The organism is Hungatella sp. L36, assembly GCF_014288035.1.
The window spans coordinates 577,177-591,487 of record NZ_JACOPC010000001.1; the positions used below are offsets into that span (position 1 = coordinate 577,177).

The following is a 14,311-nucleotide window of genomic DNA, read 5'->3' on the forward strand; positions in this document are numbered from 1 at the left end:
ATCAGGAGGATTATCATCATGAAGAATTATACAATTACAGTTAATGGTAATGTTTATGACGTAACCGTAGAAGAAGGAACCGGAAGCGCAGCACCAGCAGCGGCACCAAAGGCAGCGCCGGCGGCAGCACCGAAGGCAGCTCCTGCAGCACCGAAGGCAGCAGCACCGGCCGGAGCAGCCGGATCCGTAACGGTAGCGGCTCCAATGCCAGGCAAGATTTTAGGCGTGAAGGCAAATCCTGGACAGGCAGTGAAGAAGGGCGACGTAATCGTTATTCTTGAAGCCATGAAGATGGAAAATGAAATCGTAGCTCCTCAGGATGGAACAATTGCAAGCATTAATGTAGCAACCGGCGATTCCGTAGAAGCAGGCGCAACACTGGCTACATTAAACTAAGGCAGAGCTTCCGCCAGATAGAGGCGGATTCCATATGGAGGGATTAACATGGATATATTTAGCACATTGAACAATCTTCTTCATCAAACAGCATTCTTTAATCTGACAGGCGGCAATCTGCTCATGATTCTGGTTGCGTTCGTATTCTTATATCTTGCGATCAGACATGGATTTGAACCGTTACTGTTGATTCCTATTTCATTCGGTATGCTGCTTGTTAATATCTATCCGGATATTATGAAGGAAATTGGTGCAGATGGTTCCGGCGGCGGACTTCTGCAGTACTTCTTTAAACTGGACGAATGGAGCATCCTGCCTCCGCTTATCTTCATGGGCGTCGGCGCGATGACGGATTTCGCTCCGTTAATTGCCAATCCGAAGAGCTTCTTACTCGGTGCGGCTGCACAGTTTGGTATCTACAGCGCCTATTTCCTGGCGATCCTCTTAGGATTCAACGGAAAAGCGGCAGCTGCTATCTCCATTATTGGTGGTGCTGACGGCCCTACTTCCATCTTCCTTGCGAGCAAGCTGGGACAGACGGCTTTAATGGGACCGATCGCCGTGGCGGCTTACTCCTACATGGCCCTCGTTCCGATCATCCAGCCACCGGTTATGAAACTGCTTACTACCGAGAAGGAACGTAAGATCAAGATGGAGCAGTTACGTCCTGTATCCAAGCTTGAGAGAATCTTATTCCCGATCATCGTAACCGTTGTCGTTTGTATGATCCTCCCGACCACAGCGCCACTCGTTGGTATGCTGATGTTAGGTAACTTATTCAGAGAGAGCGGCGTTGTGAAGCAGCTGGCAGAGACAGCAAGCAACGCGTTGATGTACATCGTAGTTATCCTGCTGGGAACTTCCGTAGGCGCAACCACGAGTGCAGAAGCATTCTTGAACTGGAACACATTAAAGATCGTATTCCTTGGTCTGGTAGCATTTATCGTTGGTACGGCAGCCGGAGTGCTGTTCGGAAAGCTGATGTGCGCGCTGACTCACGGAAAAGTAAATCCGCTGATCGGTTCTGCCGGTGTATCCGCAGTTCCAATGGCGGCACGTGTATCCCAGAAGGTCGGTGCCGAGGCAGATCCTACCAACTTCCTGCTGATGCATGCGATGGGCCCGAACGTGGCAGGCGTTATCGGTACCGCAGTTGCGGCCGGTACCTTCATGGCTATCTTCGGAGTGAAATAATAAAGATTATTAGGAGGTAAAATAATGGCAGAAATAGAGAAAAAGCCAGTTAAGATTGTAGAGACTGTCCTTCGTGACGCTCACCAGTCTTTGCTTGCTACGAGAATGACAACCGAGCAGATGCTTCCGATTGTCGATAAGATGGACCAGGTCGGCTATTACGCTGTGGAGTGCTGGGGCGGCGCCACATTTGACTCATGCCTTCGTTTCTTAAAGGAAGATCCGTGGATCAGACTTCGCAAGCTGAGAGACGGCTTTAAGAACACAAAGCTGCAGATGCTGTTCCGTGGACAGAACATTTTAGGCTACAATCATTACGCTGACGACGTGGTAGAGTACTTCGTTCAGAAGTCTTTATCAAACGGTATTGATATTATCCGTATTTTCGACTGTCTGAATGATATCCGTAACTTACAGACAGCTGTAAAAGCCTGCAACAAAGAAAAGGGCCACGCACAGGTTGCACTTTGCTACACTCTGGGCGATGCTTATACACTGGATTACTGGAAAGATATTGCCAAGAGAATCGAGGACATGGGCGCCGATTCCATCTGTATCAAGGATATGGCAGGCCTTCTGACACCTTATAAGGCAGACGAGCTGGTACGCGCGTTAAAGGAATCCACCGCGCTTCCGATCGATCTTCATACCCACTACACCTCAGGTGTTGCTTCCATGACCTACTTAAAGGCAGTAGAAGCAGGCTGCGATATCATCGATACCGCAATGTCACCTCTGGCACTGGGAACCAGCCAGCCGGCTACCGAGGTTATGGTTGAGACCTTCCGCGGAACACCGTATGACACAGGCTTTGATCAGAACCTGCTGGCTGAGATCGCTGACCACTTCCAGCCGATCCGTGAGGAGGCTCTTAAGAGCGGCCGCTTAAATCCGAAGGTTCTTGGTGTCAATATCAAGACCTTACAGTACCAGGTACCTGGCGGTATGCTTTCCAACCTGGTAAGCCAGCTGAAGGAAGCAGGCCAGGAAGACAAGTACAGACAGGTTCTGGAAGAAGTTCCGAGAGTAAGAAAAGACTTCGGCGAGCCGCCGTTAGTTACCCCGTCTTCTCAGATCGTGGGTACGCAGGCCGTATTAAACGTGATCAGCGGCGAGCGCTACAAGATGGTAACAAAAGAGTCCAAGAAGATCCTTATGGGCGAGTTCGGCCAGACGGTAAAACCGTTCAATGCGGAAGTTCAGAAGAAGATCATCGGCGACGAGACACCGATCACCTGCCGTCCGGCAGACTTGATCGCTCCGCAGCTTCCTCAGTTCGAGAAAGATTGCGCGCAGTGGAAGCAGCAGGATGAGGATGTACTGTCCTATGCGCTGTTCCCGGCTGTAGCGAAGGAATTCTTCGAGTACAGAGCGGCTCAGCAGACCGGTGTGGATTCTGCTGTGGCGGATAAGGGGAGCAAGGCTTATCCGGTATAAAGTAAAATAGAAAAGGATTGTGTTTTTAATCGTTCTGATTAAGAACACAATCCTTTTAAACATTCCCGGTTCAAAAACCGGACAGAACAACTGACAGGAAACGATCACCGTATGCTTTTTGTACGAGTTACCGTAACAATCAGAAGGCGGGCGCGTAGACCCGCCTTTTCTATAATATGGAGAAGGAATGAAACATGTACAGACTGATTATTGTAGACGATGAATGGGAGGCCCTTAAGGGGATGAGGGATACTCTTCCATGGGAACAATGGGGATTTGAAGTGGCAGGCGCGGCATCCAGCGGAGAAGAGGCCTGGTCACTCGTTGAAACAATCATCCCGGATGTGCTGCTGACGGATATCCGGATGGACGAGATGAGTGGGATTCAGCTGATTGATCGTGTTCATCAGAAATATCCGGAGATACGGTCCGTGATTATAAGTGGATACAGCGATATTGAATATTACCGAAAGGCATTGGAGTACAAAGTCTTTGATTACATATTGAAACCGTCACGAGAGGAAGACTTTTCGAAGATTTTTGGTAATCTTCGGACGACTCTGGATCAGGAACGGAGCAAGGAAGAGCGATACCATTATTTTAAGGAACATTGGAACAAGAGCAGGGAGGCCCTGCTGGAAAGTTTTTTCTGTGATCTGTCAGAGGGAATTTACCGGGAGATCGGAGAAATTAGCGAGAAGGCGTCGGAATTCGGTATCTTACTGCCGCTCAAAGGTTATGTGGTGGAAATTGGCTTGCGCGTAGAAGACGGAGAAGAGGACGATGCGGGCAGAACAGAGATAAGAAGATGTGCGCAGAAGTATTTCCGGGGAAATGACGGCTTTGTATTTGTGAATAAAAAACAGTTGGTGACAGTGATTTCTCCGGAGGTTGTGGGCGAGGCACAGCTGGAGAGAAAGATTCGGGAAATGCTGAGGGAAGCGTGGGCTGAATGGGGAATCGGGCTCTGTTTTGGAATCAGTTCCTTAGTCGGTATGAAAGAGATGGCGGAAGGACTGAAAGAGGCGGATATTGCACTCCATCAGATGATATTTATGGAAACGGAACAGATATTCAGCTATCAGGATCTGATTTTCGACGAAGACTGTGTAGTGGTTCAGTTACCGGTGGAGCCGGTTGTTAACGGTGTTTTTTTAAATGGTGAAGCCGACTGGGAGCGGGAGCTGGAACGCTTTTTCAGCCATTTTAAAGGGAAATACATCTACGACTACAACCATTTGGATTTCTTGTGTATACAGATGTATCTGGAACTTCTCCGTTATGCAGATAAGCGGGAAATTGTTGTATTGGAGACGTGTTCCAGAGCAGAATTCGCAGAAGAACTGGCAAACATTTATTCTCTGAGCGGGAAACAGGCGTTCTTGACTGCAAAAATAAGCCAGATGGCCCATTCTGCTATGGGAACTGAGGTGAAATCAAGGCTGGTACGGGATATTGAACATATTATCAAAGAGGATTATTCCAGTGCCAATATGTCTTTAAACTATATTGCAGATAAGACTGGGCGGACGGTGAATTATCTTTCTGCTGTTTATAAAAATGAAACCGGTAAAAACATTAATGATGAGATTGTGCGGTACCGTATGGAAAAGGCAAAACGCCTGGTGGGAGATGGACAGATGAAAATGTACCGGATCGCAGAATCCATAGGCTATACGGATAGTTCCTATTTTGCAAAGCTATTTAAACGCTATACAGGACTCAGTCCGGCAAGCTATCGGGAGACCGTTGCCAGGCAGAAAGAGGAGAAACTCTATGATTAGGAAATGGACCCTGAAGCGCAATCTTGTAGTGGTGAATGTTATTCTGCTGACTGCCGCTCTGCTGTACAGTTCGATCATGCTGATTCGTTACAGCGGAGAGGTATCCTTGAAGAATCTGATTAACAGTTCGTATGATATGCTGACCTATGTATGCAGAAGTGTGGACGATTTTATCACGACTGAGGTAAAGATCAGCACGGAGATCATGCAGAGTGATTCGGATCTAAAAGAGCACCTGGAACGAAGACCAGAGGATTATGAGAACCCGCATGATAAACTGGTTGATATTTATCTCATGAACCGCTATCTGACCCGCAGAAATTCGTATTCCAGAGTGAGTGGGGCTCTGGCGGGAATTATCAATAAGAATGGAGTTGTTTATAATCTCCAGTATCCTATGGATATGGGGGATGAGGCAGAAGCATTTGCAGAGACGCTGATGAATAAAAAAAAGCGCCTGGAATACGGTTATGACTGGTATCCGCTTCAGATAAACTGCTTCGCTCCTGAAACAGGAAATATCCGTTATGACAGAATGATTCCTGTGTTTAAGAATCTTTTGCTGGATGGCGGCGGTTATCAGGGAACACTGATTTACAGCCTCAGCGAGGAACAGATATATGAACAATACAAGAAGTCAAAGCTTTTGGAAGAAGGTTATCTGTATATTATCAATGGGAATGGCAAATTAATTTCTCACAGTAATGAGGCAATGCTTCTTTGTCCAGAGGAAGTGGAGAACCAGATATATACGCAGCGGGTGATGGAAGGCACCGGAAACTATTTTATTGAAAACCGGGAAGTCGTGATGTCACAGCGTCTTAATGATGGTAATTGGATCGCAGTGGCAGTAATTCCTTTGGACAATATGATTGGTGAGGTTGTGGGAATCTATAAACGGTTTATCTTCGTAATTGCAGTGATTCTGATTATATCTGTATCCGTATCTGTCCTGCTGTCAAGAGAGGCCATAAAGCCTTTGGAAACCATGATTGCCTCTATGGAAAGAGTGGAAAACGGCGACTTTTCTGTTCGGGTGGATGAAAAGGGGCCTTCTGATATTGCACGGTTAATTCATCATTACAACAATATGCTGGAAAATACGGAACGTTATATCAGAGAAGAGTATCAGATAAAACGGATGAAAAAAGCAGCTGAACTGGATGCTCTTGTGGCGCAGATTAATCCGCATTTTCTCTATAATACACTGGAATCCATTGTGTGGCAGGCAAGAGCGGCTGGCGCATATAAGATCAGCGACATGGCTTATTCTCTGGGAAAAATGTTTAATATTATGGTAAATAAGGGACATAGTATGCTGGCTGTGGAAAAGGAGCTGGAGCATGTAAAGCTCTATGTGCACCTGCAGAATAACCGTTACAATGACAGGTTTGATCTAAGGATTGACTTAGATGATGAGGAACTGTTACAGTATCGTACCTTGAAGCTGATTCTTCAGCCGATCGTTGAGAATATTATCCTCCATGGTTTTACAAAAGAGCAGGAGGACTGTACGATTCATATCGGAGTCTATTTAAACCGCGGTATGCTGGTCTACGATGTGGAGGACAATGGAATCGGTATTCCAAAGGCTGAACTGGAAAGCATCAGGGCGGGATTGAAGGAACAGAATGTGATGGAATATGATGAACAGAATGCAAAACTCAGAAGGAACAGCGGAAGGGGAATCGGACTGCAAAACGTCCATCAGAGAATTGGCCTCTATTATGGAAATCAGTATGGCCTGGAGATATACAGCGAGGAAGGTGAAGGGACGGAAGTGATTATCCGGATACCGACAGACGAATCGTAAAAATGTACCGGAAATCGTAGTTCTTTTTTATGGCTGCGGTACGGACCCAATGCTATACTTGAGCCATAAAGAAAGAGAGGGGTAACTACCATGAAGAAAAAATTGAGTTTTGTATTGGCGCTTGCTATGGCTGCTTCTGTGATGGGCGGCTGCAAGGGGGCAGATACGGCGCAGAGTGCATCGGATCCGTCATTAGCAGCAAAGGAAGAGGGAAAGGAATCCTCTGAAAACGAGGAGTCAAAAAATGAACAGCCAGCGAGTGAGCAGTCGGGGGAAAAGGTTCACTTAAAATGGGCGGTGAAGGCCAGTGAGGCCGGACGGGCAGAATTTGAAGAGATGGCGGCTATGGCGGAAGAAGCCTGCAATGTAGATATAGAGATAATTGCACTCCCTGATCCGGGAGCGGGAGAGGCCAATAAGCTTTTGATCAGTCTGATGGCTGGAGATGAGTTTGATATTGTAGAGGATGCCTATTCCAATATGAAGCAATTTTATGAAGCCGGGGTGATCGAGGACCTGGAACCATTGGCGGAAGCAGCAGGTTACGATATCGAAAAGATCTTTGGTGATTATCCGGCGTCTTTTGACGGAAAAGTCTATGGCCTTCCTGCCTATGTAGATAAGGCGATCACGATCTATAATAAGGAGGTGTTTGACCAGGCTGGTGTCTCTTATCCGGAGGCAAAGGACTGGACATGGGAGAAGTTTATCGAGATTGGAAAGAAGCTGACAGATGAAAAGGCAGGTATCTATGGTGCGTACAATCCGGACTGGGTTCATTACAATTATATGTATGCCATGCAGAAGGGATTCAGCCACTATAAAGAGGATGGTACCTCCAATTATGACGATCCGCTGTTTAAGGAGAGTGTGAAATGGTATTACGATCTGGGAAATACTGAGAAGATTCAGCCTTCCTACCTGGTACAGAAGAGTAAGCAGATGCCGGTGGATTACTTTACCACTGGTAAGGTAGGAATGAGTGTCTGCGGCGGATGGACAACAAACTGGATTATTGATCATGATAAGTATCCAAGAGACTGGAAGGCGGGAGTACTGCCCATGCCGCATCCGGAGGGAGAAGATCCGTCTGTCAGCGTTGTAGTCAGTAACGTATGGGTTCCAACAACTTCGAAAAATAAAGAAAGAGCATTTGAAGTAGTGAAGCTGTTTGCGGAAAAACAGTATACTTTGGGATATGGACGTATTCCGGCAAGAATTGATTTGACTGACGCTGAAATCCAGGATTACATCAGAGATCAGATACTGCCGGCATTAGAACCGGACGGAATTACGGTAGAAGATATCCAGGCAATGTGGTTTGATCCGGATGTAAATATATTCGATGAGAAACCGGTTGGAACAGCGAGCACAGAGATTAAAAATATTATTGTCGATGAATGCGGTCTTTATGGAATCGGTGAACAGTCACTCGATGATACAGTGGCGCATATCAAGACAAAGGCGGACGCGGCTATTGAAACTGCTGAGAAATAACAGAATAGAGTGGAAAGGGATGATAATACGTGACTTCTTCTTTGCGTAAAAAAGAGGCACTCACCGCATGGCTGTTTATCACGCCATACTTGATTGGATTTACACTGTTTCATTTTCTGCCTGTTCTGCTGTCCGCAGTACTCAGCCTTACTGATATGAGATATATCAGCATGATTGATAAGACTCATTTAATTGGACTGGGGAACTATATTGAGATGAGCCGCGATCCGGAATTCTGGAATGCATTTCGCAACAGCATCGTTTATTCCGTATGCTTTGTACCATTCGTCATGGCTGCCGGCCTTTTGCTGGCAGTCCTGGTAAATCAGAAGATTCATTTTCGCAATGGGATACGGGCGATGATTTTTATGCCTTACGTCTCCAATATGGTAGCAATTGCCATTGTATGGTCTATTCTTTTAGATCCGGTAGATGGAATTGTGAATCAGACATTGCGCGCCTTGGGGTTCACCAATGCGCCAATGTGGCTTATGGGATCGAAGACGGCTCTTTATTCGGTGGTAATGATCGCTGTCTGGAGAGAGGTGGGGCTGCAGTTCGTTACGTATCTGGCGGCACTGCAGGAAGTTCCGACGGAGCTGAAGGAGGCAGCCCAGATTGATGGAGCTGGCCGATTCCAGCAGTTCATCTATGTAACATTGCCGCTCATAAGAAATACCACATTTTTGCTGATGATTACTTCTATTATTACTTCACTGAAGAATTTTACGATCATTCAGGTGCTCACAGCCGGGGGACCGGGAAATTCTACTACGGTGCTGCCTCTCAACATTGTTGATACGGCTTTTGCGTCCGCGCGGATGGGATATGCCAGTGCCCAGGCCATGGTCATGTTTATTCTGGTTATGGGAGTTACTATTGTTCAGTGGGTTGGCAAAAACCGCAGCGAAATTTATTAGGAGAGGGCATCGGTATGAAACAAAATAAGAAAAAGGTTGGAAAGAATGTGATGACAGCAGTGCTTCTGATTTTGGGAGCAGCAAATATTTTTCCATTTATCTTTATGCTGTCCGCTTCTTTCAAACCATTAAACGAAATATTTGTCTATCCGGTGAAGCTGATACCGGAACATTTTATCACCAGCAATTATAAAGAAGTTTTTTCCGCGCAGTACAGTTTTGTACGATGGTATTTTAATACGTTCGTTATGGTGGGAACGATACTTGTGCTGAAGGTTGGAATTGTGACTCTGACAGCATATGCGTTTGCCAGACTGCGTTTTAAGGGAAGGGATATACTTTTTGTCGTATTGCTGTCCTCCATGATGATCCCGCCGGATGCGGTTATTATACCGAAATACGTGATTTTTAAAGCATTTGGGATCACAGACTCCATGTGGAGTATCGTTCTTCCATCAATTTTTGATGTATTCTTTGTTTTTATGGTGCGCCAGTTCTTCCTGGGAATACCGGAGACGCTGAGTGAGGCAGCTATTATCGACGGCTGCGGTCACTTTAAGATTTACTCTCAGATTGTTCTCCCTCTGGCTAAGCCGGCAGTCATTACCATGATCCTGTTTACTTTTATCTGGGCATGGAACGATTATATGGGACCCTATATATTCATCACTACGCCAGCCAAACAGATGCTGTCTGTCGGAATTAAGATGTTCCAGGTGAATAATTCTGTGGACTATGGGCTTCAGATGGCTGCGGCTACGATGGTTCTGATTCCGATTATTGTGATGTTTCTGTTCTCTCAGAGATACTTTATTGAAGGAATCGCGACCAGTGGAATGAAAAATTAGCAGGAGGCCTGAAATGAACTATATATTGCGCGCAGTGATTCATGAGGATCAATGGGAGCGGCAGCTGGATGATATCGTCTGGGTGTGTCATGAAGCAGGGATTGAAGAGGTTTATTTAAAGGAACAGTGTCATCAGATACTAATGTCCCCATTTCCTATGGAAAAGCACCGCAGGATGGCAGAGATATATGGGAAAATGGCGGAGCGGCTAAGAGAAGAGAGAATTACATACAGTATTAATCTTGCTACCAGCGTAGGACATGTGGACTGCAGGCTAAAGGATAAAGATCTCCTCCCATATGGAAAGTTTACAGGGGAGAGTCTACAGCCGGCAGATTCTGTATACTGTATTCTGGATGAGGGATGGCAGAATTACATTGCAAGTGTATGTGCTGTCTATGCATCTACTCACCCCGCTGTTCTGATGGTGGACGATGACTTTCGAAGCCTGAATCATTCGGCTGCATTTGGCTGCTTCTGTCCGATCCATGCGAAGGCTGTGTCTGAAAAACTGGGGAGAGAATTGGATAGCGGCCAACTTCTGGCTGCGGTTACACGCAATTCGGAAGAAGGGAGATCGGTGAGAAGAGCGTGGCTGGAAGTCAATTTTGAGGGCCAGAAGAAGGCGGCAGCAGGAATAGAACAGGCGGTGCACCGCGTCGATCCTGCTATAAGAATTGGATTGATGAACAGCGGGGAGGCGGCTCATGCACTGCAGGGGAGGGACATGGAAACGCTCCTGCGCACGTTTGCAGGAGCGAACAGGCCCCTGTCAAGGCCTCTTGGAGGAGCGTACTACGACTGTCTTCATCAGGATCTGGTCGCGGTCCATCAGGGAATGGCACTTAGTATGGCCCAGCTTTCTCCGGAAGTGGAAATTATCAGTGAAGTAGAAAACTGGCCTCATACGAGATTTACGAAGAGCCTGAACATGACAGGACTGCAGATGGAGCTGCATACACTGGCGGGGGCGGATAAGATTTCTCTGAATGTTTTTGATTTTATGGCAACACCTTATATACAGGAAAAGCCCATGGTTGAATTGATCAGGGACAGGAAACAGGAACTTGATAAGGCGGCAGAGCTTCGCAGGGGAAAAGCGCAGGATGGGCTGGGGCTCTTATGGTATCCGGGGCAGGAAAATCTGCTGGAGACACCAGGAGGAAGGCTGGAAGAGCTGATTATAAAGAGGGAGTTCGATACACTCTTTCCGCTGATTGGTATTCCTGTATGTTTCCAGGAGCGGGAGGTGAACCTGCTGTCTGGAGTCAATGCGCTCTGCTGCAGCCGTGAGGAACTCATAAGGCTGCTGAAAAAGGGTTTGATTCTGGATGGGGACGCGGCCAGATATGTATGCAGGCGTGGGCTGGGAAGTTATATCGGCTGTGATGATGTGGGGGACGAGTTAAATTCGCCATCGGCAGAGCTTTTATGTGGGGAAGAATTCCATGGAACATTTGCCGGGAATCTGCTTCCAACTGACTGGCTGCGGCTGGAATATAAAAAAATCAGAATTCCTCTGCTTCAATATGATTCTGCCTGCAGAGTTCTGACTAAATTTGTTGACAAAGACAAGAATGTATTGGGAAATGGAATCACATTGTACGAAAACAGACTGGGGGGAAGAGTCTGCGTGATTCCCGGATATATAGGAACATGGCAGTTTGCTTATCGCAGCAGGAGCTGGCAGATGATGCGTATTGTGGATTGGCTGTCAAAGGGGGAGTTTCCTGTTCTTGTGGAAGACAGTCCCAATATTGCGCCGCTTTATTATCTGGACAGAAAGACAGGAGAAGGTCTTTTGGCCCTTGTAAACACGGGACTGGATAAACAGAGGGTCTGCCTTCGCTGCGGTCCAAAGCTGTGTATATGTGAAGACGATATGGAGGAAGTATACAGACTGGAGCCATTGGAACTGCGCATGCTCAGAACGTGCATAAAATAAATGAAAGGGAGAGTGAATCATGAAAAAGCCTAATCTGCTTGTCGTGTTTGCAGATCAATGGAGAAATACAGCAAGAGGTCTCCACAATCCTCAGATTGCAACACCTAATATGGACCGGTTTGCGGAGGAGGCGTTTAGCACCGATCAGGCAGTGAGTGGCTGTCCGTTATGTTCACCCTATCGAAGTGAACTGCTTACTGGACGCCGTGCCGTTCATACAGGAGTCATTGGAAACTGCATGACAGGATATGATATGTGCCTTTCTCCGGATGAATTATGCATCAGCCAGGTGCTTAAGGAGTCTGGATATCGGACCGGCTATATAGGAAAGTGGCACTTGGACAGTCCTGAGCTAAACTCAGGCAGTCAGCCATTATCAGGAGCGGAGGGCTGGGATGCTTATACGCCACCGGGAAAAAAACGGCATGCTTTTGAGTACTGGCATGCGTATAATGCATGGAACGATCACCTGCATATGCATTATTGGGAAGAGAGCTGCGAAAAAATCTTCACGGACCTCTGGTCGCCGGTTCATGAGACGGATAAAGCACTGGAGTTCATGGAGAGCAGGAAGAAGGAGCCTTTTGCACTGTTCCTCTCCTGGAATCCGCCCCATCCTCCTTTTGAAAAGATACCGGAAAAGTATTATGACCTTTACCGTGATTTAGAACCGGATTATTCGCCTAATGTCGAAGGGGACCGTTTTGACAATCAGACGGGAGAACCAGGGTTCAAGAGCCGCGAAGAACTGGACGAGGCGATCCGTTGCTACTATGCGGCGGTTACGGGACTGGATGAACAATTTGGCCGAATTATTACCTGGCTGAAGGAGAAGAAGCTTTACGACCAGACTATCGTTTTATTAACTGCTGACCATGGCGAACATTTGGGGGCTCATGGTTATGTGGGAAAACACACCTGGTATGAGGAATCCATCAATGTTCCCTTTCTGCTGAGATACCCGGAAAAAATACCGGTAGGCCGCAATGATATCTCGATAGAGACCGTGGATATATTTCCTACGCTGTTAGGGCTTATGGATATTGCAATACCTCCTTCTGTGGAGGGGCGTTGTCTGGCAGACTGGCTTATATGTGGTAAAAGACCGGAGAATGAAGCGGTATATTCCTCCGCCTATATCAGCCGTGACATTTTTTTAGAAGCTTACAGGGAGAAAGGGCTGGATCCTAAAAGAAGCGGTTGGCGCTGTATCAGAACACCAGAATACAAATATGTGATTGAGAAAGGGTATTTGCCGGAGTATATACCAAGATATTTATTGTTTAACAGGAAGGCAGATCCATATGAAATAAATCCGTTGATATCTCATTCTCCCTGGGAGCACACTTTGATGGCACAGATGCACAGACGGCTGATCAAGCATCTGGAGGAGACGGGAGATTTTATTAAATTAGAGTAAAAAGGGGCTGCCGCACGAAAACGTGCGGCGGCCCCTTTTTCTGCTGCAGATAACTGTGTAAACAGAATCGGATCAATGGCGTCGGATATCGTTAATAATTTGCTGGATATGTGCAATTTGTTCCACGGTCAAGCCTGAGACTTCCAGATAGAAGCGGTTATCCAGCTCCAGAAGATAGTCGGTGCTGACGGAAAAATAATGGGAGATCTTTACCAGCATATCAATAGAGGGAAGTATATTATTATTTTCCCAGTTCGATATCGTTTGTTTGGTCACATTCAGTTGAGCAGCCAGTTGTACCTGATTCAAATTTCTTGATTTTCTCATCATTTTAAGCATTTCACCAAACATATGATTCTCCTTCCCCATAAGTTTATCCTGAAAAAAGAATGTTTACAAAATACTAAAGTATTGCTATAATGGACTTTGTAACGGAAGAAAAATGTACATAAAAGTCGATATATAGACCATAGATTAGTTGTTTACAAATCGTGGAAAAGATATTCTTGTATAAACTAAAAAATACTTATATAAAAGTAAAATATACTTTTGTAAAAAAAGGCGCATTTCCGTAAAAAGAAATAGGCGGTCAGGAGTACAAGAGGAAGTCAGGTGATGGCATGGAAATCAGCTATGACGGTATGATACCCGGAGGAGTGATCATCAGCGTGGATCACTATGAAAATGATGAGATGAGCGGAAGGCTGTATCATCTTTACGCAGATGAGTGTGAGAAATTTCACAGTGTATTGGATATGGTGAAGACTCTGGAACGGTTATTTGACAGGATACAATCTCCAAAACGTGCAATGGAAGAGAGATATTTCCATTCGGAGACAGAATCTCAGAGGGTAAATGAGGAAAGACCGGATGTTCCGGTTATGAAGCGTCCCATTGTGCGAAAAGGCATGAAAGCGACCTTTGCGGTCTATGTATGCTATCGCCGGAATGCCAGCTGGCAGGGACAGGTGATGTGGGAAGAGGAAAAAAAGAAAGTGAATTTCCGAAGCGTGCTGGAACTGCTGAAGCTGATGGACAACGCGATGGGAGATTAACA

General features: G+C 46.3%; 12 protein-coding genes. 11 read left to right on the forward strand and 1 reads right to left on the reverse strand.

What is annotated here, in order from left to right:
• Window positions 1-18: 18 nt before the first annotated feature.
• From H8S80_RS02420 to H8S80_RS02465, 10 genes are all read left to right on the forward strand, one after another.
• The gene (locus H8S80_RS02420; RefSeq protein WP_002600475.1) at window positions 19-396 is read left to right on the forward strand and encodes a biotin/lipoyl-containing protein; all 378 of its coding nucleotides are present in this window, start codon (window positions 19-21) and stop codon (window positions 394-396) included.
• Window positions 397-444: 48 nt separating this feature from the next.
• Window positions 445-1,590: a sodium ion-translocating decarboxylase subunit beta gene (locus tag H8S80_RS02425; RefSeq protein WP_002600474.1), complete on the forward strand. Its 1,146-nt coding sequence runs from the start codon at window positions 445-447 to the stop codon at window positions 1,588-1,590.
• Between the two features lie 24 nt (window positions 1,591-1,614).
• Complete coding sequence (locus H8S80_RS02430) at window positions 1,615-3,027, forward strand: oxaloacetate decarboxylase subunit alpha (RefSeq protein WP_002600473.1); 1,413 nt, start codon at window positions 1,615-1,617, stop codon at window positions 3,025-3,027.
• A gap of 194 nt (window positions 3,028-3,221) precedes the next feature.
• Window positions 3,222-4,811 carry a response regulator transcription factor gene (locus tag H8S80_RS02435; protein ID WP_117630143.1) on the forward strand — a complete coding sequence of 530 codons (1,590 nt, stop codon included), beginning with the start codon at window positions 3,222-3,224 and terminating at the stop codon, window positions 4,809-4,811.
• Entirely contained in the window at window positions 4,804-6,624 is a 1,821-nt protein-coding gene (locus tag H8S80_RS02440) for a cache domain-containing sensor histidine kinase (RefSeq protein ID WP_117630144.1), read from the forward strand. Before H8S80_RS02435 ends, H8S80_RS02440 begins: the two co-directional genes overlap by 8 nt.
• Before the next feature lie 90 nt (window positions 6,625-6,714).
• Window positions 6,715-8,121 carry an extracellular solute-binding protein gene (locus H8S80_RS02445; protein ID WP_055655644.1) on the forward strand — a complete coding sequence of 469 codons (1,407 nt, stop codon included), beginning with the start codon at window positions 6,715-6,717 and terminating at the stop codon, window positions 8,119-8,121.
• A 29-nt stretch (window positions 8,122-8,150) separates the two neighbouring features.
• A complete protein-coding gene (locus H8S80_RS02450) occupies window positions 8,151-9,041 on the forward strand; it encodes a carbohydrate ABC transporter permease (protein ID WP_117630145.1) in 891 nt (296 codons plus the stop codon).
• Window positions 9,042-9,055: 14 nt separating this feature from the next.
• Window positions 9,056-9,889, forward strand: coding sequence for a carbohydrate ABC transporter permease (locus H8S80_RS02455; RefSeq protein ID WP_117630146.1), 834 nt, complete (start codon window positions 9,056-9,058; stop codon window positions 9,887-9,889).
• A 13-nt stretch (window positions 9,890-9,902) separates the two neighbouring features.
• Entirely contained in the window at window positions 9,903-11,834 is a 1,932-nt protein-coding gene (locus tag H8S80_RS02460; RefSeq protein WP_117630147.1) for a hypothetical protein, read from the forward strand.
• A gap of 19 nt (window positions 11,835-11,853) precedes the next feature.
• Window positions 11,854-13,254, forward strand: a complete 1,401-nt coding sequence (locus H8S80_RS02465; protein ID WP_117630148.1) for a sulfatase family protein — start codon at window positions 11,854-11,856, stop codon at window positions 13,252-13,254.
• 72 nt (window positions 13,255-13,326) lie between these two features.
• Here the strand turns inward: H8S80_RS02465 and H8S80_RS02470 are convergent, their stop codons facing one another.
• Window positions 13,327-13,605 (reverse strand): helix-turn-helix domain-containing protein, encoded by a 279-nt coding sequence (locus H8S80_RS02470; protein WP_055655634.1) that lies wholly within the window; start codon window positions 13,603-13,605, stop codon window positions 13,327-13,329.
• A gap of 269 nt (window positions 13,606-13,874) precedes the next feature.
• Between H8S80_RS02470 and H8S80_RS02475 the strand changes: the two genes are divergently transcribed.
• The gene (locus H8S80_RS02475) at window positions 13,875-14,309 is read left to right on the forward strand and encodes a hypothetical protein (protein ID WP_117630149.1); all 435 of its coding nucleotides are present in this window, start codon (window positions 13,875-13,877) and stop codon (window positions 14,307-14,309) included.
• Window positions 14,310-14,311: the final 2 nt, after the last annotated feature.